This window comes from Burkholderia sp. ZZQ-2 (assembly GCF_050768715.1).
In the GTDB taxonomy this organism is placed as follows: Bacteria; Pseudomonadota; Gammaproteobacteria; order Burkholderiales; family Burkholderiaceae; genus Burkholderia; species Burkholderia cepacia.
The window spans coordinates 24,263-46,354 of record NZ_LDVA01000196.1; the positions used below are offsets into that span (position 1 = coordinate 24,263).

Annotated in this window: 18 protein-coding genes and 1 pseudogene; 8 read left to right on the forward strand and 11 right to left on the reverse strand. The window is 67.5% G+C overall.

Annotated elements, in window-relative coordinates; genetic code table 11:
- Positions 1–225: 225 nt before the first annotated feature.
- Positions 226–1,860: an AMP-binding protein gene (locus ABY44_RS13355; RefSeq protein ID WP_059685891.1), complete on the forward strand. Its 1,635-nt coding sequence runs from the start codon at positions 226–228 to the stop codon at positions 1,858–1,860.
- On the forward strand, positions 1,860–3,014 hold the full coding sequence (locus ABY44_RS13360; RefSeq protein ID WP_060061316.1) for an AraC family transcriptional regulator: 1,155 nt from the start codon (positions 1,860–1,862) through the stop codon (positions 3,012–3,014). Before ABY44_RS13355 ends, ABY44_RS13360 begins: the two co-directional genes overlap by 1 nt.
- Before the next feature lie 95 nt (positions 3,015–3,109).
- Here the strand turns inward: ABY44_RS13360 and ABY44_RS13365 are convergent, their stop codons facing one another.
- The 10 genes from ABY44_RS13365 to ABY44_RS13410 form a co-directional block, all read right to left on the reverse strand.
- Complete coding sequence (locus ABY44_RS13365; RefSeq protein ID WP_060172823.1) at positions 3,110–3,739, reverse strand: PqiC family protein; 630 nt, start codon at positions 3,737–3,739, stop codon at positions 3,110–3,112.
- Complete coding sequence (locus ABY44_RS13370) at positions 3,736–5,406, reverse strand: intermembrane transport protein PqiB (RefSeq protein WP_060172824.1); 1,671 nt, start codon at positions 5,404–5,406, stop codon at positions 3,736–3,738. The genes ABY44_RS13365 and ABY44_RS13370 overlap by 4 nt, the downstream gene beginning before the upstream one ends.
- Complete coding sequence (locus ABY44_RS13375; RefSeq protein ID WP_060172825.1) at positions 5,403–6,050, reverse strand: paraquat-inducible protein A; 648 nt, start codon at positions 6,048–6,050, stop codon at positions 5,403–5,405. The genes ABY44_RS13370 and ABY44_RS13375 overlap by 4 nt, the downstream gene beginning before the upstream one ends.
- Positions 6,047–6,694 (reverse strand): paraquat-inducible protein A, encoded by a 648-nt coding sequence (locus ABY44_RS13380; protein WP_136471312.1) that lies wholly within the window; start codon positions 6,692–6,694, stop codon positions 6,047–6,049. Before ABY44_RS13380 ends, ABY44_RS13375 begins: the two co-directional genes overlap by 4 nt.
- Positions 6,695–7,075: 381 nt before the next feature.
- Complete coding sequence (locus ABY44_RS13385; protein ID WP_060172827.1) at positions 7,076–7,336, reverse strand: hypothetical protein; 261 nt, start codon at positions 7,334–7,336, stop codon at positions 7,076–7,078.
- A complete protein-coding gene (locus ABY44_RS13390) occupies positions 7,333–8,022 on the reverse strand; it encodes a response regulator (protein WP_060172828.1) in 690 nt (229 codons plus the stop codon). The genes ABY44_RS13385 and ABY44_RS13390 overlap by 4 nt, the downstream gene beginning before the upstream one ends.
- A 113-nt stretch (positions 8,023–8,135) precedes the next feature.
- A complete protein-coding gene (locus ABY44_RS13395; RefSeq protein WP_060198449.1) occupies positions 8,136–9,578 on the reverse strand; it encodes an efflux transporter outer membrane subunit in 1,443 nt (480 codons plus the stop codon).
- A 4-nt stretch (positions 9,579–9,582) separates the two neighbouring features.
- Positions 9,583–12,726, reverse strand: a complete 3,144-nt coding sequence (locus ABY44_RS13400; protein WP_060172830.1) for an efflux RND transporter permease subunit — start codon at positions 12,724–12,726, stop codon at positions 9,583–9,585.
- 20 nt (positions 12,727–12,746) lie between these two features.
- Positions 12,747–13,904: an efflux RND transporter periplasmic adaptor subunit gene (locus ABY44_RS13405; RefSeq protein ID WP_060061322.1), complete on the reverse strand. Its 1,158-nt coding sequence runs from the start codon at positions 13,902–13,904 to the stop codon at positions 12,747–12,749.
- Between the two features lie 402 nt (positions 13,905–14,306).
- The gene (locus ABY44_RS13410; protein WP_060172831.1) at positions 14,307–15,446 is read right to left on the reverse strand and encodes an ATP-binding protein; all 1,140 of its coding nucleotides are present in this window, start codon (positions 15,444–15,446) and stop codon (positions 14,307–14,309) included.
- A 226-nt stretch (positions 15,447–15,672) separates the two neighbouring features.
- Here ABY44_RS13410 and ABY44_RS13415 point away from each other — a divergent pair, with 226 nt between their 5' ends.
- The 6 genes from ABY44_RS13415 to ABY44_RS13440 all read left to right on the forward strand — a co-directional run bounded on the left by ABY44_RS13415 (position 15,673) and on the right by ABY44_RS13440 (position 20,850).
- A complete protein-coding gene (locus ABY44_RS13415) occupies positions 15,673–15,912 on the forward strand; it encodes a hypothetical protein (protein WP_155637917.1) in 240 nt (79 codons plus the stop codon).
- Between the two features lie 183 nt (positions 15,913–16,095).
- Positions 16,096–16,791: a hypothetical protein gene (locus ABY44_RS13420; RefSeq protein WP_060172832.1), complete on the forward strand. Its 696-nt coding sequence runs from the start codon at positions 16,096–16,098 to the stop codon at positions 16,789–16,791.
- 10 nt (positions 16,792–16,801) lie between these two features.
- Positions 16,802–17,458 (forward strand): TetR/AcrR family transcriptional regulator, encoded by a 657-nt coding sequence (locus ABY44_RS13425; protein WP_060172833.1) that lies wholly within the window; start codon positions 16,802–16,804, stop codon positions 17,456–17,458.
- Between the two features lie 60 nt (positions 17,459–17,518).
- Positions 17,519–18,997, forward strand: coding sequence for a flavin monoamine oxidase family protein (locus ABY44_RS13430; RefSeq protein ID WP_060172834.1), 1,479 nt, complete (start codon positions 17,519–17,521; stop codon positions 18,995–18,997).
- On the forward strand, positions 18,998–19,900 hold the full coding sequence (locus tag ABY44_RS13435) for a c-type cytochrome (protein ID WP_060172835.1): 903 nt from the start codon (positions 18,998–19,000) through the stop codon (positions 19,898–19,900).
- Between the two features lie 278 nt (positions 19,901–20,178).
- Positions 20,179–20,850: a TetR/AcrR family transcriptional regulator gene (locus tag ABY44_RS13440; RefSeq protein ID WP_059676297.1), complete on the forward strand. Its 672-nt coding sequence runs from the start codon at positions 20,179–20,181 to the stop codon at positions 20,848–20,850.
- Between the two features lie 182 nt (positions 20,851–21,032).
- Here the strand turns inward: ABY44_RS13440 and ABY44_RS13445 are convergent.
- Positions 21,033–21,791 (reverse strand): annotated as a pseudogene (locus ABY44_RS13445) (thioesterase family protein); the annotation flags it as partial.
- Positions 21,792–22,092: the final 301 nt, after the last annotated feature.

A 22,092-nucleotide genomic window follows, 5' to 3' on the forward strand; every position in this document is an offset into this window, starting at 1 on the left:
ATTCGTGCCGGGGAATAAGCGGTTTCCCGCGCCGGCCGGCGAAGTTGTCTGGACAAGCGTGCACGCCCGCGTGTCCGTTTCGATCATCTTTTCGGCCGCCCGGATCATTTTCAAAGCGGCCCGCACGGGCGATAGTCGCCGGTCAGGCGACGGCCCGCGCTTCTGGCGTGCAGGCCGTCGTGCGAACGGCGCGCGGCCGGCGCGCCGTCCCCCGTGGAGTGAGACATGACGAAGAGACACTGGACCGGGTCGTATGGCTCGATCCCCGCCGAGATCGATCCCGATCGCCATCCTTCCGTAAGCGCGCTGCTGGACGACGCGATGCACCGTTTCGCCGATCGTCCGGCGTTCCATTCGTACGGCCGCACGCTCACCTATGCCGACGTCGACCGCCTGTCGACGGCGCTGGCCGCTTATCTGCAGCAGGTCGTGGGCGTGCGCAAGGGCGATCGCGTGGCCGTGATGCTGCCCAACGTGCTCGCGTTTCCGGTCGCGTTCGTCGCGGTCGCGAAGATCGGCGCGATCCAGGTCAACGTGAACCCGCTCTACACGGCGCGCGAGCTCGAGCATCAGCTCAACGACGCGGGCGTCGAAGTCGCCCTGGTGTGCGGCGGGTCGATGGGCACGTTCGCCGAGGTGGTCGGCGGCACGCGCGTGCGTACCGTGCTGAGCGTCGGGCGCGGCGATCTCGGCGTCGTCGATGCGCCGGCCGGTGCATGCGACGCGCTGCCGCCCGGTTCGATCCCGCTCGCCGACGCCATCGCCGCCGGCGAATCGCTCGCGTTCGAGCCGGTGCCGCTCGGCGGCGCGGACCTGCTGCTGCTGCAGTACACGGGCGGCACGACCGGCCTGTCGAAGGGGGCCGCGCTGTCGCACCGCAACCTCGTCGCGAACATCGCGCAGTTCGGCGCGATCGTGCCGGCCGCGCGCGAGCCGGGCGAGGAGGTCGTCGTCACGGCGATCCCGATGTATCACATCTTCGCGCTGACGGTGAACTTCCTGTCCTACTTTGCGATCGGCGCGCAGAACTGGCTGGTCGCGAACCCGCGCGACATGGACGGTTTCATCGACGTGCTGAAGGCCGCGCGGCCGACGGTGTTCGTCGGCGTGAACACGCTGTATGCGGGGCTCGCCGGCCATCCGCGCCTGACGGAAGTCGACTGGTCGCGGCTGAAGCTGTCGGCCGGCGGCGGCGCGGCCGTGATCGACGTGATCTCGTCGCGCTGGAAGGCGGTGACGGGCAACTTCATCCGCGAGGGTTACGGGCTGTCGGAAACGTCGCCGGTCGTGTCGTTCAACCCGCAGTCGATCGACACGTTCACGGGCACCACGGGCCTGCCGCTGCCGTCGACCGACGTGAAGCTGCTCGACGACCAGGATCGCGAAGTCGCGATCGGCGAAGCCGGCGAAATCTGCGTGAAGGGGCCGCAGGTGATGAGCGGCTACTGGCAGAAACCGGACGCGAATGCGGCCGCGTTCACGACCGACGGCTATTTCCGCACGGGTGACGTCGGCGTGTTCGACGAAGCCGGTTTCCTGCGGATCGTCGACCGCAAGAAGGACATGATCATCGTGTCGGGCTTCAACGTGTACCCGAACGAGGTGGAAGCCGTCGCGACCGCCATGCCGGGCGTTGCCGAATGCGCGTGCATCGGCGTGCCGGACGCGCGCACGGGCGAGGCCGTCAAGCTGTTCGTCGTGCTGGCGCAGGATGCGTACGTCTCGGAGGAGCAACTCGTCGCGCATTGCCGCGCGAGCCTCGCGGCCTACAAGGTGCCGAAGCTGATCCGCTTCGTCGACCGCCTGCCGAAGTCGACCGTCGGCAAGATCCTGCGCCGGGAACTCAGCCGCACCGACTGATGGCGTCGGCGCGCCGCGCAAGGCCCGGCGCGCCCCGGGCCCGGAAGGCCCCGCGCGGGCCGCTCAAGTACAATGCGAGCGGTTCGACCGACGGGGACGCGATGACCGGTTCAGATGCACTTTCCGCCCAGCCCGGGCCCGGGCGGGCGCTGCCTTCGCCGAGCGCGACGGTGCCGATCTCGCTCGTCAACGGCTTCCTCGCGAGCGCGGGCGTGCAGCGCGACGTGGTCGAGCGCTACCTGCGCGGGGCCGGCATCCCGATCGAGCTGCTCGGCGAACCGCATGCGCGCGTGACGGAGGAGCAGTTCTCGACGCTGTACCGCACGCTCGCGATCGACCTCGACGACGAGATGCCCGGCATCTTCTCGCGCCCGCTGCGCGGCGGCACGCTGAAGTACCTGTGCCTGAGCCTGCTCGACGCGCGCAACCTCGAAACGGCGCAGCATCGTTTCGGGCAATTCTTCCATATCCTGCTCGACGATTTCTTCGTCGAATCGAAGCGCGACGGCCTCGTCGCGCAGGTGCTGCTGCGCCCGAACGACGCGATCGGCCCGATCGGCGCGCTCGGCCAGGAGCTGATGCTCAAGCTCGTGCACGGCGTGTGCTCCTGGCTGATCGGGCAGAAGATCCCGCTGTTGCAGATCGAGTTCGCGTGCCCGCGGCCGCGCCATGCGGTCGACCACCTGTATTTCTTCACCGGCTCCGTGGCGTTCGACTGCGAGCGCACGCTGATGCGCTTCAGCGCGGACTACCTCGATGCGCCGATCCGGCAGAGCAAGCGCAACCTGCGCAAGTTCCTCGCGCGCGCGCCCGGCGACTGGATCTTCGAATCGTTCAGCGAACAGCTCGTGTGCCATCGCGTGCGGCAGTACCTGTCGGCCGCGTTGCCCGACCTGCCGGTGATCGACCAGGCGGCCGAGCACCTGCATTGCTCGGTGCGCACGTTGAGCCGCCACCTGGCCGCCGAAGGGACGACGTTCCAGGTGCTCAAGGACGAACTGCGGCGCGACATCGCGATCCAGCGGCTGACCGACACGCCCGACACGATCGCGGCGATCGGCGCCGACATCGGCTTCGACGATCCGAGCGCGTTCCATCGCGCGTTCCGGCACTGGACGGGGAGCACGCCGGGCACTTACCGGCGGCGCGCGTAGCGCATCGCTTCAAAGGTTCAAGGGTCAAGGTAGCCGGTTCCCATAACCGGCTCCCTTCGCGCGCTCCCATGGATGGCTCCCATCGGCGGGATGATTTACGAATCGGCGGGACAGGCGGGGCGCCCGCTGCCGAAGCTGCGCACAGTGCTCGCAATCCGGGCGGCGAACTGCCCGATCATGCGCTGCTGCACGCGCACCATGTCGGCATGACTTCCAGGGGCGGCCTCGTCGAGCCGCGTGCTGCACGAAATGCGCGGGCCCGGCATGTCCTGCTGCACGCCGACGACCCAGTCGGCTTCGAACTGGGCCCGGCTCCCGGGCCACGCATCGAAGCGGCGCACCTGCGTGCGGATGCTCATGACGGTCTGGTTTGACGGGCGCGGCAGGCCGGTGACGTTGCGCGCGCCCAGCTGCTCGACGAGCGCCGACGAAAGCGCCGCGCGCAGCTCCTCGCCGAGCGGGGCGATCCAGCGTTCGTTGTCGAGTATCACCGCGGTGCCCGCGCCGCTGCGAACGACCATCTGCTGCTGGTCGAGCTGGGCGGGGATGCCGACCGGCAACACATTGATCGCGAGCGGCGCGGTGCCGCGCGCGGCCGTCGCCGTCGCGGACGTGGCCGGCGAGACGAGCGTGTAGTAATGCACCGGGTTCGACGCGCACGCGGTCAGCGCGATGACGGCACCGGCGCCCAGGGCGATCGTCCTGGCGCGAATCGGGAAGCTCATGGTTGTCGTGGCTCCTGCTGGACAGGCGGGGTTGAAGTGTCGGCCGGCGCGAGCGGTGCATGATCGGCCCCGGTTCCCCGGAGCAGCGATTCGGGACGGCGGCCCAGCATGTCCGTCAGCGTGCGCAGCGATCGCGCGGTACGCTGGACTTCGGTCAGCGTGTTAGCCAGGTTTTCCTGAAGCGGACCGTCCTCGGCGATACCCTGGCGCAACGCGCCGAACGTCTGGTTCGCCTGGTCGAGCGTGCGCGCCGTCGACGGCAGCAGCTGGCCGTTCACTTGCCTGAGCGTCGCGTCCAGGTTCGTCAGGCTGGAATCGACGTGCTTGCCGATCGATTCCAGCGGCATCTTGTTGATCTTCTCGACGATGTCGGCGATCTGCTCCGGCAGCTTGTCGAACGTGCTCGTGACGGTGGGAATGGTCAGCGGCGTCGCGTTGGCATCGAACGGCACCTTCGGCGCGTTCTTCACGAAATCGAACGAGATGTAGAGCTGCCCGGTCAGCAGGTTGCCGGTACGCGTCTCCGCCCGGAGCCCGTGCTCGACCAGGCCCGCGAGAAACTGGGCCGCGCGCGGATTGCCGTTGCCGTCGGTCTTCTGCAGTTTCTCGACGACGGGCCCGAGCCGATACGGATAGACCTTGACCATGACGATGGACTGGAAGCGCCGGGACGCACGGTCGAAGTCGAGCCGGGTCGAGACGACCGCGCCCATTTCGATGCCGGAGAATTCCACCGGCGCCCCGACCGCGAGTCCGCGCAGCGGCTGTTCGAAACGCAGCCGGATGAGCTGGGACGGGCCGTCCGGCGCGGCCATCGCGGCGGCTTCGTCGACGGCGAGCGTAAACAGCTTGCCGGCAGGGGCGGCCGTCGTGCCGCCGTCTTCCGGTGTCGCGAACGCGATGCCGCCGCCCACGATCGTCGCGACCGACTGGGTTTTCAGCTTCAGGCCGTTCGCGTCGAGCGAAAGATCCATGCCGCTCGCGTTCCAGAAGCGCGTATCGGTCGTCACCAGCCGGTCGTACGGCGCGTCGATGAACACCTGCAGGTTCATGTCGCGACTGTGCATGTCGAGCTTGTACGACGCGACGTGGCCCACCATCAGATGGCGGTAGTAGACCGGCGAGCCGATATCGAGCGAGCCGAGATCGGCGGCCCGCAACGCGAAGCTCGTCCCCGGCGTGCCGTTGATGACGGTCGGCGGCGTTTCGAGCCCGGTGTAGGCTTTGCGCGCCTTGTCGGAGCGGCCCGTGTCCATGCCGATGTACGCGCCGGAGAACAGCGTATCGATGCCCGATACGCCGCTCATGCCGACGCGGGGCCGCACAACCCAGAAGCGCGTGTCGTCGCGAATGAGGTTGCGCGCATTCTTCACGAACGAAACCGTCGCGACCACGTGTGAACTGTCGTCGCTCAGCGAAATGGCGGTCACGGTGCCGATCACGACGTCCTTGTACTTGACGGGTGTCTTGCCGGCCTCGAGGCCTTGCGCGGTGTTGAACGTGATCGTGATTTCCGGTCCGACGGACAACCACGCGTGGATCACCATCGACAGGCCGATCAGCGCCGCGACGAGCGGCACGAGCCAGACGAGCGAAAGCCGCATGCGGTTGCGTGACACGGGCGGGTCGTGGGGTTCGAGGCCTTGCGGGCCGGATGCAGGATTCATGCTTCTTCGGCGTCCCAAATGAGGCGTGGGTCAAAACTCATCGCGGACAGCATCGTGAGGATGACGACCATGCCGAAAAACAAAATGCCGGCGCGCGGTTCGATCTCGGACAGCGGACCGAACTTCACCAGCGCACAGATGATCGCGACGACCAGCACGTCCAGCATCGACCAGTAGCCGACCAGCTCGACCGCGCGGTACAGCACGGCCCGCTCGCGCATGGCCGACACGCTGCGCCGGCCGGTCGTGACGAGCAGCATGGCGATCGCGAGGAACTTCGTACACGGCACGACGACACTCGCGATGAAGATCACCGACGCGATGCCGTACGAGCCGGCTTTCCAGAACACCACGACGCCGCTGAGGATCGTCGATTCGCTGTGGCTGCCGAGCAGCGTGGTGCGCATCACCGGCAACAGGTTGGCCGGGATGTAGAAGATCAGGCTGGCGATCAGCAGCGCCCACGCACGCACGATGCTGTCCGGACGACGCGCGTGCAGCGCGGACCCGCACCGCGGGCAGTGTGCCGTTTCGGCGGCGTGCGGATGGGTGTCGGTTGTGGCGGATGCGTGCGCGCGGCAGACGAGGCCGCACGCATGGCACCCGACCATGCCCAGCTGACCGGCGCGCACGGGCAGGCTCACGGGCGGCCTCCGGCGGGTTCCACCGGTACGACCCGGTCCCATAGCTGGCGTGCGTCGTGCCCCGCGATCAGCAGGATCAGCACCATCAGCACGGCCGTGGCCCACAGGCCGGCGCCGGGAATGATCTGCATGAGGCTGGACAGCTTGATGATCGCGATGAGGATGCCGAGCAATCCGACCTCGATCATGCTCCATGGCCGCAGCGCGACGAGCAGCCGCATCAGCGGGCCGAACGCGGGCGCGCGACGCCCCGCACGGGCAAAGGCCAGCAACCAGATCAGCGTCGCGATCTGCAGGAACGGCACCACGACGATGGCGAAGGCCGTCGGAATCGCGATCGGCGCGGCGAAGCCGTGGGCCAGCGCGAGCGCGGATTGCCACAGCGTGGCTTCGCTGTGCAGCCCCTGCACGCCGATCCGCATGATCGGGCAGAGGTTGGCGATCGCGAAGACCACGCCGGCCGCGACCGCCAGCGCGAGCCACCGGTCGATATCGAGCCAGCTCGATCGAAACAGCACCGCGGAACACCGTTCGCAACGCGCGACCTCGTGAGGCGCCAGCGCGCGGCGTCGGTAGATGCTGTCGCAATGCTCGCAGGCGATCAGGGTCGGAAACGTGTCCATGTGTTCGGGTGGCTCGCGCATGCGGATTCGATGACTTGCTTCGCAGTGTGTGTGGCGTCGATGGACGTTGTTGTGCGGTTCGATGGAGAAACGATGGAGCCGCTATCGAAACGCGCAGGCCGCCGCGCGGCCTTGCCGGGGCGGCTTTCCGCGCGCGCACGATCCGTTACGGCAATGGCGAGCCGGGGTTCGACGGGAGCGCCATCGTTCGCCGGCCTTTCGACGAATCGAATGGGCAGCAGCGCCGTGCACGATGTCCGCCATCGAAGCGGGCGCGACGAACGACGCGAAGCCGTTGCCCCCGCATGCTCGTCGAGACGTGCATGACGCAACCCGATCTGCTGCGCGTAGCGGAGGTTCAGGCGAGGTCGTTTCACGAGGGCGGCGAATGCGCGCGGCGGGTTACGAACGCGTCCTGCGCGCCAGCTTGACGAGGTCGACGACCGTCGCGACCAGCCCGGCCAGCAGCACGGCGGCGAGCACCAGATAGCTCGGCGTCTCCCGGATCACGACCGCGATCGGGTTGTCGGTCGCGGGAGACGAAACGACGAGGATCAGGCCGTAGACGACGAACCATCCGGTCGCGACCGTCAGCACGACAGCAACCGTCAGGAGCCCGACGATCCGCGCAGCACGCAGCCGCGATCCATGATGCGGGTTCACTGGCTGCTGCGCAGCCGGTAGCCGACGCCGCGCATCACCTCCGGCATCCCGGACGCGCCCGCGCATTCGAGCTTCTTGCGCAACCGGCTGATATGGCTGTCGACGGTGCGTTCCAGCGCATCGACGTCGGCGAGGCAGGCGTCGATCAGTTCGCCGCGCGTGAACACGCGGTTCGGCGAGCCGGCCAGGTGGGCGAGCAGCCGGAATTCGGTCAGCGTCAGCGCGATGCTGGTTTCCCCGCTGTCCGTGCGGACCGTGGTCAGATAGCTTTGCGTATCGATTTCGAGGTTGCCGACCTTGATGAAGCGTCCCGCGGCGGCGGTTTCCAGACGGCGCAGGATCGCCCGGATGCGCGCGACCACCTCGGCCGGGTTGAACGGCTTCGTGATGTAGTCGTCCGCGCCGAAGCGCAGGCCCTGCAAGCGATCGATTTCGCGGTCGAGCGCCGTGATGATGACGATCGGCGTGTCGCCGCGGCGGCGCAGTTCGACCAGGACTTCCCAGCCGTCCTTGTTCGGCATCCTGACGTCGAGCAGGATCAGGTCGGGTTTCAGCACGCGCTGCACGTCGAGCACGGCCTGGCCGTGACCGACGCGATAGGTGCGAAAGCCGTCGTGAGCCAGGTAGGCGTCGAGTATGTCGGCGATCTCCGGATCGTCTTCGGCAATGAGTATCAGAGGGTTCATCGGTATCACTGAAAGTGAACGTGACCTGCAGGCGGGCCGGCGGCGCGGCACGTGCGCCGCCGGACTTCACCGTGCGTTCGGGCGTCGCGAACGGATCGGCGACGACGCGTTGCTCAGTCGTTCGCCACGTTGTTGGCGGGAGGCACGTCGGTGTCGACCAGGCCGCCACCGAGCGCCTTGTAGAGTGCGACCGCGTTGCCCAGTTCGGCGTTGCGCAGATCCAGCAGGGCCTGACGCGCGGCATACAGCTGGCGCTGCGAGTCGAGCAGTTCCAGCCGGTCCTCGATGCCGGCCCGATAGCGCAGGTTCACGAGATCGGTACGGCGCTCGGCGCTCTTGACGACGCGGTTTTGCGCATCGATCTGCCGGGTGAACGTCTCGCGCCCGGCGAGGCCGTCGGCCACTTCGCGGAACGCGGTCTGGATCGCGCGTTCGTATTCGACGACCGCGCTGGACTTGCGCACTTCCGCGAGATTCAGTTCGGAACGCAGCCGGCCGCCCTGGAAGATCGGCAACGTGACCTGCGGCGCGAAGCTCCACACGTTCTGGCCGCCGGCGAACAGGCTGCCCAGCCCCGGGCTCAGGAAACCGATCGACGACGTCAGCGACAGCCGCGGGAAGAACGCCGCGCGCGCCGCGCCGATGTCGGCGTTGGCGGCGACGAGGTTCTGCTCGGCCTGCTGGATGTCCGGCCGGCGGTACAGCAATTCCGACGGCAGGCCGGCCGGCAGTTGCGTCATCACCGGCTGGCGTTCCAGCGACAGCGGGTCGGGCAGGTCTTTCGGCAGGTCGGTGCCGACCAGCAGCCGCAGCGCGTTGCCTGCCTGCTCGACGGCGCGCGAGCGCGCTTCGAGATCGGCGCTGGCGCTCGCGACCTGGCCTTCGGCCTGCGCGATGTCGACGCCGCTCGCCTGATCCGCGAGCTTGAGCCGGCGTGCGAGGTCGAGCGACTGGCGCCAGTCGTTCAGCGTGCGCTCGGACAACGCGCGCTGTTCCTGCGCGAGACGCTCCGCGAAATACGCGTTGGCCACGGAGCCGACGAGCGCGATCTGCACCGCGCGGCGGCCGTGATCGGTCGCGAGGTAGCGCGCGAACGCCGCATCGGACAGCGACTTCACGCGGCCGAACAGGTCGATCTCGAACGCGCTGACGCCGACGTTCACGCCGTACTGGTTCTGCGTCGTCTCGAAGATCGGCGGGTTCGATTGCGAGTCGGCCGGCGTGCGCTGGCGCGTGAAGCTCGCGCCGGCGGCGATCGACGGCAGGCGCGCGGAACGCTGGATGCCGTACTGTGCTTCGGCGGCCTGCACGTTCAAAGCGGCCAGGCGCAGGTCGCGGTTGTTCTCGAGCGCGAGCTCGATCAGGCGCTGCAGGCGGCGGTCGCCGAACATCGTGCGCCAGCCGAGATCGGCCGCGTTCGCGTGCTGGTCGGCCGCGGCAGCGGTCGTGTAGGCGGTCGGCACCGGCATCGCGGGCTTGACCAGCTTCGGGGCCATCGAGCATGCCGACAGCGCGAGGGCGGCGGAAACGGCCGCGGTAAGAATGAGCAATCGCATGGCATCAACCTTCTTGTTCGTGGGTCACGGTGGCGGGCTTCTTGCCGGATGCGCGCCATGCCGAGATGCGTTCCTGGATGCTCATCACGAACACGAAGAAGACCGGAACGAAGAAAATGGCCAGCACGGTGGCGGTGATCATGCCGCCCAGCACGCCGGTACCGATCGCGTGTTGCGTCTCGGAGCTGGCGCCGGAGGCGATGACGAGCGGCACCACGCCGAGCCCGAACGCGAGCGACGTCATCAGGATCGGGCGCAGGCGCAGCCTGGACGACTGCACGGCAGCCTCGATCAGCCCCATGCCTTCCTCGCGCAGCTGCTTCGCGAACTCCACGATCAGGATCGCGTTCTTCGCCGACAGGCCGATCACGGTAATCATCCCGACCTTGAAGAACACGTCGTTCGGCAGCCCGCGGAGCATCACCGCGCCGAGTGCGCCGATCAGGCCGAGCGGCACCACCAGCATCACCGACAACGGAATCGCCCAGCTCTCGTAGAGCGCCGCGAGCACCAGGAACACGACGATCATCGACAGCGCCATCAGCATCGGCGCCTGCGATGCCGATTCACGCTCCTGCAGCGACTGGCCGGTCCAGGCCACCGTGAAGCCAGGCGGCAACTGGGTTGCCAGGCGCTCCATCTCGGCCATCGCCGCGCCGCTGGAGTAACCGGGTGCCGGACTGCCGGAGATACGCGCGGCCGGGTAACCCTGGAAGCGCACCATCTGCAGCGGGGCTTCCGACCAGACCGGATGCACCACTTCGGACAGCGGTACCATGCCGCCGGTCGCGTTGCGCACGTAGAGTTTCATCACGTTATCGATCTGCATGCGTGCCGGGGCATCCGCCTGGATGATCACCTGCTGCATGCGGCCGGCGTTCGGGAAGTCGTTCACGTAGGTCGAGCCCATCGCGGCCGACAGCGTGTCGCTGATGGTCGTGAACGACACGCCGAGCGCTTCGGCCTTCTCGCGGTCGATGTCCAGCCGCACGCTCGTGCCGGCCGGCAGGCTGTCCGGATAGACGCCGGTCACCACCTTGCTTTGCGCGGCCAGTTCGAGCAGCCTGGTTTCAGCCGCCTTGAGCGCAGCGAAACCCTGGTTGGCGCGATCCTGCAGGCGCATCGTGAAGCCCGAACTCGTGCCCAGCCCGTCGATCGCCGGCGGCAACAGGCTCATGACCGTACCTTCGGTCACGCCGCCCGTCGCGGCCTGCGCGCGCATCGCTTCTTCCAGCGTGGACGAACCTTCGCGCTTGTCCCAGTCCTTGAGCACCGCGTAATTCAGTGCCGCGTTGGAGCCGAGGCCGGAGAAGCCGTAGCCGATGATGGAGATGCTCGACTGGATCGCCGGACGCGACGCGAGATGCTTCTCGAGGGTCTTGACCACGTCACCCGTGCGCTCGACGGTCGAATCCGCCGGGAGCAGGAAGCCGGTCATGAAGTAGCCCTGGTCTTCCTCGGGCAGGAACGACGACGGCAGCACGCGGAAGCCGAACACCAGCGCGACAGCGATCGCGACGAACAGCAGCATCACGCGGCCCGTGCGGCCGACCAGGCGGCCGACGCGCGTTTCGTACCAGTCCGTGAGGCGGTCGAAGCGACGGTTGAACCAGCCGAAGAAGCCGCGCTTCTGGTGATGGCTGTGGTCGACCGGCTTGAGCATCGTCGCGCACAGGGCCGGCGTCAGCGTAAGCGCAAGCAGGGCCGAGAACATGATCGACACGGCCATCGACAGCGTGAACTGCTGATAGATCACGCCAACCGAGCCGCTCGACATCGCCATCGGGAGGAACACGGCCGTCAGCACCAGGGTGATGCCGATGATGGCGCCGGTGATTTCCTTCATGGCCTTGATCGTCGCGTCCTTCGGCGACAGGCCTTCTTCCATCATCAGGCGTTCGACGTTCTCCACGACGACGATCGCATCGTCGACGATGATGCCGATCGCGAGCACCATGCCGAACATCGTCAGCACGTTGATCGAGAAGCCTGTCATCAGCATGACCGTGAACGTGCCGAGCATCGCCACCGGCGCGACGATCGCCGGGATCAGCGTGTAGCGCACGTTCTGCAGGAACAGGTACATCACCAGGAACACGAGCACCATCGCTTCGAGCAGCGTGTGAATCACCTTCTCGATCGAGATCTTCACGAACGGTGCGGTATCGAACGGGATCGAGTAGGTCATGCCGGAAGGCATGGTCTTGGCGATCATGTCGAGTTGCTCGCGCACGGCCTCCGCGGTCTTCACCGCGTTGGCGCCCGGCGCCAGCTGCACGCCGGCGAAGGTGGCGGGTTTGCCGTTCTCGCTGTTGACGAAGGTGAAGGACTGCGGGCCGAGTTCGACCCGCGCGACGTCGCCGAGCACGACCTTCGAGCCGTTCGCATTCGCGCGCAGCACGATCTTCGCGAACTGCTCCGGCGACGTGAGCTGGCCTTGCGCGGTGAGCGGCACCGTCACGCGTTGGCCCGGCAGTGCGGGCGCCGCGCCGAGGCTGCCCGGGGCGATCTGCACGTTCTGCTGGCTGACGGCCGTCGTCAGGTCGTTCATCGACAGGCCGTAGGTGATCAGCTTCTGTGGATCGACCCAGATGCGCATCGCCTGTTCGGAGCCGAACAGCTGCACCTTGCCGACGCCTTCGACGCGTCGCAAGTCCTCGACGACGTTGCGCGCCATGTAGTCGGCAAGCGCGTTTTCGTCGTAGCGGCCGCTTTCCGACTTCAGGCCGACAAACAACAGGAAGCCCGATGAGGCCGACTGCACGATCACGCCGTTTTGCCGCACGACGGGGGGCAGGCGCGGTTCGACCGACTTGAGCTTGTTCTGGACTTCGACCTGCGCCATCGCCGAATCGGTGCCGGGCTTGAAGGTCGCGGTGATGGTCGCCTGGCCGGAGGTATCTGCCGACGATTCGAAGTACAGCAGGTTACGCACGCCGGACAGCTCGCGCTCGATGAGGCTCAGCACGCTGTCGCTCATCGTTTGCGGCGTGGCGCCCGGGTAGGTGGCGGTAATGGTGACGGTCGGCGGCGCGACCGACGGATAGCGCGCAACCGGCAGTTCGGGGATGGCGATCAGGCCCAGCAGGATGATGAAGAGGGCGATCACCCACGCGAAGACCGGGCGCCGGATGAAGAATTGGGACATGACTGGAGGCTCCCCGTGACTCAGTGCGCGGCAGCGGTCTTGACCGCTTCAGGCGACTTCCATGCGGTCGCCGTGACGGCCGCGCCGTCGCTCAGGCGCTCCATGCCTTCGACGACGACCTTCTGCCCCGCCTGCAGACCCGACTTGATGCGGTAGCTGCGATGCGTCAGCTCGCCCACTTCGACGCCCTTCAGGTGCGCCTGATTCTTCGCGTCGATCACCCAGACCTGCGGTTTGCCGCCGGCGCGGACGATCGCCTGTTGCGGCACGGTCAGCGCATCGGCGTAGTGCGCGCGCGGGATGCGGGCACGCACGTACATGCCCGGCAGCAGCTCGCGCTTCGGGTTGTCGACCAGCACGCGCAGCAGCACGTCACCGGTACCCGGATCGACGTTGACGCCCGAGAACAGCATGCGGCCCTTCACGTCGTAGCGCGAGTCGTCGTCGCGCAGCACGTCGACCGGCAGCCCGTTTGCCGTGGTGTCCGGCTGCCCGGCGAGCGCGCCGCGCAGCGAATCGAGCGACGCGGCCGGCTGGCGGACGTCCACATAAACCTGGTCGATCTGCTGGATGCGCGCCATCGGCTGGCTGTCGCTGCTCGCGACGAGCGCACCCTCGGTCACGAGGGCCTGGTCGATGCGGCCCGTGATCGGCGCCTCGACGGTCGCGAACTTCAGGTCGAGCTGGCGGCGCGCGAGCGTCGCGCGGGCCTGTGCGACGTCGGCGGCAGCCTGGTCGCGTTGCGACACCGAATCGTCGTAGACCTGCCGGCTGATCGCGTCGGCTTCCACCAGCGGCTTGAGGCGGGTGGTCTGCACCTTGGCCCGTTCGAGCGCGGCTTGCGCACGTTGCAGGGCCGCTGCGGCCGTGTCCATGTCGGCCTTGAACGGCGCCGGGTTGATCTGGAACAGCGGCTCGCCCGCGCGCACTTCCGAGCCTTGCTCGAACAGCCGTCGTTGCACGATGCCGCTGACCTGCGGCCGGATCTCGGCGATCCGGTGGGCCGCGACACGGCCGGGCAGGTCTTCGGTCAGGTCGAGGGGCGCGGCCGCGAGCGTCATCGCCGCAACCGGGATGGCCGGCGCGGCGGCCTGCTGTTCGGAGGGCCCGCAGCCCGCCAGCATCGCTGCCACCAGCGCGCACACGGCGCCGTAGCAGGCTCGTTTCTGATTCTTCATGTGGACTCCATGGGACGCAGGCACCCGATGGCCCGCATTTTCGGTTCGCAGTGTGCGTGTGCCCGATGGAGTTTTTTGTGCGGAAAGATGGAGGTTTGATGGAGGCGGCGAAAGAATCGCGGAACGGCGATGCGGCGGCGGGCCGGGCCCGGAGGGGCGGGCTTTCGGAGGACCCGGCGGTGTGCGGAAGCGGGATGGGCGGCGCGGGAAATCCGCAATCCTCCGATGAAATGGCGGCGGCCGTGCGTTCCGGGTGCTGTTATTGCGAAGATCGCTTCGGCGCGGGCGGCGGGCACATCGCGCGACGCACGCGCACTGCCCGTTCAGCGGTGGCGGGCGTGAGCGCGAGGGCGCGGGGCGGCAGGCCGGCGCACGGGGCGTGTCGCCGGCTCGCCGGGAGATTCAGCACGGATCGGCATCGACGGAGCGTTGCGTAGCGGACGTCACGTCCTTCCGGTTCGGCGTCGCGATGCGCGGCGATGCGGGGCCGTCGGGCCAGCGCAGTTCAAACGACGTGCCGCCGTGTGCCGTCGGGCGACACGATGCCTCTCCGTCGTGCGCCTGCGCAATGGCCGCGACCACGGCCAGCCCGAGGCCGCTGCCGCCCTTCTGGCTGGACTGCGCGTCGTCCACGCGCCGGAAGGCATCGAAAATCCGGGCCGCGCAATCGGCCGGGATGCCCGGCCCCTCGTCTTCGACCAGCAGGCGACACGCGCCGTTTTCGACACGCGTGTGGATGCGTATCGCGCCGGGTACCGCATAGCGCCGCGCGTTCTCCAGCAGCGCAAGCAGCGCCTGGCGCATCCGGAACGGGTCGCAGCGCATGGGCCGCGTATCGAGATCGAGCACCATGTGCTGGCCGGCCGCGGTCAGTGCATCCTCGAACATCTCGACGACCGCGTGGATGTGCGTCGCGAGATCGGTCTCCTGGATGCTGACGCTCAGATGCCCGCTTTCGGCGAGGCTGATCACGCGGAGATCCTCGATCAGGCGCGTCAGTCCTTCCGCCTGGGTCAACAGGTTCCGGAACAGCGCCTCGCCCGGCTGGAAGACGCCTTCCGCCAGCCCCTGCAACCGCCCGCGCAGGACCGTGACCGGCGTGCGCAGTTCGTGCGCGATCGCGGCATTCCAGAATGCCTGTTCGTCCGTCATGCGCTGCAGCTGGGCCGCGAGTGCATTGAAGTCGTCCGCGATCAGCGCGGCTTCGCGCATCGATCGATCGCCGGCGACCGCGCGCGCGGTCAGGTCGCCCTTGGCGACGCGACGAATGCTGTCCGCGACGGAGTTGAGCGGCACCAGAATCCGGTGCGCGAGTCGAGCCGACACGACGACCGCGAGTGCCAGGCCGGTCACGATGGTGATGCCCAGCCAGATCCACTCGGGGTTCGACGGAAACCAGCCCGCCTGATTGCAGACCTCGCTCCAGTGCCGGAGCATCACGTAGTAGAACGCATAGATCATCAGCACGACGATCAACGTGATGCCGAGTGCCAGCTCCGTCATCGATACCGCAATCTTGCGGCCCAGTCCTCCGAGCTTCATTTCGTGCTCCCAAGCGTGGCATTGCGTCGATTCACGACGGGAAGGTGGCGCGGTCGGATTGCGTTGGCGTCGGGGGAAGGGCATGACAGGGGCGCGCGAGCGGTGTGCCGGCCGGGGGCTGCCGCTGTGGCGCGGAGGGCGGCGGCGCGCGTCGCGCGGGACGGTATGGATTCTTCAGTCATGGTGTCCGCTTTGTCTTATTGCTATTTCACGCCATCGAATCGCAATGTTACCGCACGAAATCGGCCACCGGACGACACGATGGTTCGGCATGGGTTGGGATGCGATCGCCACCGGCGTTGCGGCGCGGCGCGGGTCGTCAGGCGTGCTGCGCCGTTGGTTGGCGCCCGCTGATTGCCCGATGCTTCCCCGCGATCCAGGTGATTTCGAGGCAGGGGAATACCCTGCTTTTTTTCGTGTTCAATTGTTATGTATCATGACCTACAATGGTCAACGTTTTCTATAAGCGGAATGCCCTGTCCCGCTCGATCCGGCGGGGTTCGGCGGAAGGATCGAGGAAGTGTGGGGGCCGCCGACGGTTCGAACAGGAAGCATGAGCACACCGATGGGCGTGCGCCATCGCGTCGGGCGAGCGTTCATCCGGAGAACCAACGAAGCATCGAACCGAATCGGTACAGGAAGTTTCATGATGGATTTCAGATCTCCCGACATCGCGTTGTCCGTTGCCTTGCTCGCGTGGGTGACAGGCACCTATGGCATGAAGTTCGTCCGGATGCGCAACCCGTTGCTCGGGGCCGCCTGGTGGGTCGTTGCGGCGTCCGCCGTCAACGCGCTGATTTTCATGGCGACGGGCTGGTCAGGCTCGTCCGGCGTGGCGCACTTCCTGGACATGTTCACGAGAGGGTTCGGCATCCCGGTGATCGCGGCTGCCGGCATGATGGCCGTCACGCACGAATACAGGCCGATGGCCCAGCAGGTCGTGATGTTGCTCGGGATGGCCGTGGTGGGAACGATGGCGCTGATGACGCTCGAGTTCGTCGATGTCGTCCTGCCGTATTTCCATGTGGCGATGTGGGTGTTGCTGGCGCTCTATCTGGTCTATTTCGTCGCGCGGCTGTTGCGCGCCGGGGAACCGTTGCATGCGATGACGACGGCGCTGGCACTCGTGCTGTCGCTGGTCGTCGCGTACGTCGACGACCTGTACGGGCTGCCCGGCGACGCGCACGGTGCCGTATCCGGTTTTCCCGTGCTGGCGCTGCTGACGTGGTCGTATTTCGCGGTCGCGATCTATTACGCGTACTGCGCGCTCGAACGGAAGCGTCATGTCGAAACGGCCGGGGCCGCCGGCATGATCCGGTGGCGTGAATTTACCTCGTTCGAATAGGAATCCTGAGATGAATGAGGGTCTTGAAGCGCATGAAACTCACGGCGCGGATCAGGCCGGACAGGCGGTGAAGCCGACGCCGCGGCGCGGCAGGAAACGCGACGGCGAGTCGCGGGAGCGCCTGCTGCTGGCGGCACGCACGATCTTCGCCGAAAGGGGATATGCGGCGGCGAGCATCGAAAGCATTGCCATCGCGGCGGGCTATACGCGCGGCGCGTTCTATTCGAATTTCGGCGACAAGACGGCCGTGCTTCTCGAGTTGCTCAGGCGCGATCACGAAGGCGTCGAACATGAACTGATGCGCGTCGTCGAGGCCGCCAGCGACCGCGAGGTGATGGAGCGCGCGATGCACGCGTACTTCAGGCAACGCTATCGGCAGCCGGACGCCTGCGTCATGTGGATGGAAGCGGCGCTCCTGTCCGTGCACGACCCGTCGTTCCGCGTTCAATTCGCTGCATTCCTGAACGAGCAGCGAGGCCGGAGCCTGGCGTGCGCCGGTGTGCGGTTGCCGTTGCCGATCGAGTTGCTGACGCTCGGCCTGACAGGGCTGGGCGACGACGTGTTGCCGGACGGCGCGAGCGGACGGTGGCACCTGACCGACGCATGGGTCGACGCGGCGGTGGCGCAGGTGTTCGCGAGTAGCCCGTGCGACGAGACGATGGAATGACCGCGCGCTCGCCGCGTACCGGTGCAAGGACAAACTGACGAGGACGGAAGGAACATAAAAATGAATCGCAAACCCAGGCCGGATGCCCAGACCCGGCGCAACCTGCTCCGCCTCGCAGCGGTGGGCGCGGGGTCGCTCGCGGCCGGCGGAGTGTCGCTCGCGCAAGCGGCCGGCGCAGTCGCCGGGAACGACGGCGTGCTCGACGTCGCGATTATCGGCGCGGGGCTCGCGGGGCTGACCGCCGCGCGCGACCTGAAGCGTGCCGGATGTGAGTCGTTCGTCGTGCTCGAGGCGCGCGATCGCGTCGGCGGGCGAACCTACAACCACGACCTCGGCGGCGGGAGAATTTCCGAGGCGGGCGGGCAGTGGTTCGGCCCCGGCCAGACGGCGATCGTCGATCTCGCGCGCGAACTGAACGTCGATACGTTCGACACGTACTACGCCGGCAAGACGGTGTATCTGGCGGACGGTGCGCGGGTGACCCAGGACACGCAGGGTACGGTGGGCGGCAACGGCACGATTGCGGCCCGGCTCAACGCGATGGCGAAGAACGTGCCTTCGGCGGCACCGTGGAAAGCGCCAAATGCGGCGGCGCTCGACAAGCTGTCGCTGGGCGCGTGGCTCGCGCAGCAAGGCCTGACCAACGAGGAGAAATTCTCGTTCAGCCTGGCGGCCCGGTTGTCGCTCGGCACGGCACCGGCGCAGCTCGGCTTGCTGCACTACCTGGCGACGATCAACAGCGCGAACAGCGACTACGACCAGCTCGAGTCGATCAAGGGGGGCGCGCAGGAATCGCGTTTCGTCGGCGGTTCGCAGGTGCTGAGCATCAGGATGGCGGACGAACTGGGCGAACGGGTGAAGCTGTCCTGCCCGGTGCGCAGGATCGCCGGCTGGAATCGCGAGGTCGTCGAGCTGCATACCGACCAGGGTGTCGTACGTGCGCGCCGCGTGATCGTCGCGTTGAATCCGGCGCTGTGCAACCAGGTCGTGTTCGACCCGCCGCTGCCGGACGGTCGCGCGCAGTTGCAGCGCCTGTGGCCCGCGTACGCGCCGATGCGCAAGACGGTTCACGTCTACGACCGGCCGTTCTGGCGGGACGACGGGTGCAACGGGCAGGTCATCCCGGTCAACGGCCCGCTGTTGTGGGCCTATGACAACTCGCCGCCGGACGCGTCGATCGGCGTCATCAACGGCTTCATCGCACCGGGCGCGCTCGCGAGCGACGCGAAGGTGGCGGAACGGACGCTTTCCGCGATCTATGCGCAGGCGCTCGGTGACAAGGCGCTGCGCCCGACGCAGTTCCACGATTACGACTGGGGCAAGGTGGATCCATGGTCGCTGACCTGCATTCATCCGATTCCGCCCGGCTTCTGGACGAAGTGGGGCGAGTACCTGCACCCGCCGGCGGGGCGGCTGATCTGGTCGGGAACGGAGACGGCCGACATCTGGGCCGGTGCAATGGATGGCGCGGTGCGTTCGGGGCATCGCGCCGCACTGCAGGTTCTGGGTGCGCTCGCGCATCGGACGACGGAGGCTTGAGTGAAGCGAGCATGGATCATCGGTGTTGTCGTGGTCGCTGCCGTGTCGGCGGCCGGTGTGCTGTTCGGGCCGGATCTGTACGGCTATTACCGCTTCGGGAAAGCGCTGGACGGCGAGGCCGACACGCTCAAGGCCGATGCCGGCCCATGGCCGCAGCCGCAGGAGACGTGTTTTATCTGTCACGGCCCGCGCGGACAATCGGGTAACGGCGGATATCCGGCGCTGTCCGGCCAGCCGGCGGCCTATATCGAGGCCCAGTTGCGCGCGTTCGCCAGCGGCCGCCGGCCGGACCCGTACATGGGGCCGCTTGCGCGCGGCATGGACGAGAAGCAGATGAAGCTGCTGGCCGACTATTTCGCGCGCCAGGCGCCGGTCCAGAACGAGAAGATCCGCGTCGACGCGGCGCTCGCCGCGCGCGGCATGTCGGTGGTTCAGACGAGGAGCTGCGTCGCATGTCATGGCGCGGGCCTGACGGGCAACGAGCGCGCGCCTCGCCTCGCAGGGCAGGGCGAGGCGTATCTCGCGGGCCAGCTCGTCGCGTTCCGGGCGGGCAGGCGGCACGACGAGACGGGCGCGATGAACGGGGTGGCCGCCGCATTGTCGGACGAAGACATCCGGGCCGTCGCGCATTACCTGGCGGGTATCGCACCGACGCATGCCGCGGCCGCGACCGCATCGACGGATCATGCGCCGCGCCTCGCGAATCACGGCGAGGCGGATCTGGTGAAGCAGATCACGGCCATCAAGACCGGGTATCGGAACGATCGGGCCGATCCGGCCGATCCGGCCGGTGCGATGCATGCCGCTGTCGCCAGGTTGTCCGGCGACGACATCCGCGCCGTCGCGTACTACCTCGCCAACGTGTCTGCCGCGCGCGGCGGCGGTGGCGTCAGCGTCAGGTAACGCGGGGAGCGGAGCGGCTGCCCGTTGCGATCGCGCGGGCGGACGTCGGCGCCCGGGCGGAGCGCGCAGGCTCGTGGCGGCCCCGGCGGTCGCGATACGGTGAACGCCGCGCACGCGGCACCGGCGCCGCGACGAACGGTGGCAGCGGCGGCCGCCCGCCGCCCGGCGGCGCCCCGGATGGAAATTGGTGTCGGCATCGGGTATAGTCGTTCGCGACCGGCGAAACGCCGGTCCTATCACATCAGGAGGGCGGAAACGCCCGGATCATGACGGAAGCGATGACAGTGCCTATTGAGCAACCGACCCGGAAACGGCGCACGTCGAGTGCAGGACCCACCGGCGCGCAGCCTGAAGGCCTTCGGGCCCAGGGCGTTCGTACGCGCAAACTCATCGTGCGCGTGGCGAGGAAACTCCTGCTCGAGGGCGGTGCGCTGGAGTTTTCCCAGCGTGCGGTCGCGCAGCGCGCCGGCATCAGCGTCAGCAACCTCCAGTACTACTTCCCAACGCGGCTTGCCGTGCTGCGGGCAGTCATGGAGCCCGAGATCGAGGCGTACCTGAGCGCGCTGAAGCGCGCGCTCGAAAGCGGCGCGCCGCCGCGTGAAACGCTCGAGGCATTGCTCGGCATGGCGCTCGAGAATGCGAAGGACGTCAAGGGCACGGCCCTGTGGGCCCACTTCGTTTCGTTTGCGTCGATCGATCCCGAATGCGCGCGGCTGATCGACGAATGGTATGCATCCTTGACGCAAGCCATCGCCGCGCTCGTCCGTGCGGTGAATCCGGGCCTCAAGGCGGCCGACGGCGAGCACGTCGCGATGCTGCTCGTCGCGATGGCCGACGGGCTGGCGCTCCAGTACACGATGGGGCGGCAGACGGAGGGGCTCGATGCGAGGTTCCTGGCGTCGGCGTACTCCCTGGTGGAGAGCAAGGCGCCCGGCGGCAAGAGCCGGTAGCAGTCGCGGCCCAGCCAGGTGACACAGGAAGACAGGGCATGTCCCTGTCTTTTTTCTTTTTTGCCCCGCGCGCATGATGCCGCGTGGCGGGCGCCACCTCCGGCGAGGGCGACGCACAGGGCGGGCATTCGGCTTGCCGGACGTGTGTCGCCGAGCGTTCCGCGGAATTTCGCGAGCTGAAGCGACTCCGCCACGAGCTGCCCGCTCGTATCCCGCAATTCACCATCGATGACCAGCAGGCCATTGCGGACGTCCTTCGTCACGAAGCGGGCGTGGATCGGCCCGGGGGCGGGAGCGGCCTTGAGGTGTGCCGCATAGTCGATCGTCGGCACCGATCCCCACTCGGCGCGATCGATGACGTTGTCGCTCGGCGGCGGGAACGCATCGGCGAAGAAGGCCAACGACGCGAGCGTCGGCGATGCTTCGTCATCCAGAGCAATCCATCCATCGATGATCGCGGTGTGTTCAGGCTCGCTGTTCCGCAATGCTCCGGGTGCGAGACGCAGGTCGAACTGCGAGATGAACGAGTGCATCGGATCGGGGATCGCCAGCGTGTCGATGCTCACGCACGCGCGATAAAGCGTGGCCGGCAGCTGCGGTCCCGCGCAATGCGTCGCCGTGGCGCCAGTTGTCTGCGAAAAGTCGGTGAACGTCGCCACGTAGAGCGCCTTGAGTGCGCTTTCCTGCATCAGCGACAACGTCGCGCGCGACAGGCTTTTCATCGATCTCAATTCGACGATGCGGGCCGTCGCGGGGCTGGAAACGGGATGGCCGAGAAAACTCGCGTTGATCGACAACAGGTCGGGGTGCGCGCTTCGGCGGGCAAGCGTCTCGGCCGCCAGCCTCGTGAGATAACCCCCGTTCGGATAGCCGAGGACGTTGAATCGCGACGAGATATCGACGGGTATTTCCGCGCAGGCGCCCGGCATTCCTGTTCCCATGAAGCCATGCCCCGTCGACGACACGGGGAATCGGATTGAACGGCACGCGCACCACGGCGCACGCGCGAGTCGCTACCGGGCACGGGTTGCCGTGAACCGGCGCGTGGATGCCGTACGGCGATGCCATCGCCGCCGGACCGATGCGATTTCTCGCGTGAATTCGTGACCGCGAGCATAGCGGGCACGTGCGTCACGCTGAAGTTTATTTTGTGAATCGGCCGGCATTCCCGCGATGAATGGTCTGCTTCGCAGCAGCGTCTGCAACCGCCAAAAAAATTCTCCAAGGCAGGGTAATCCCGTG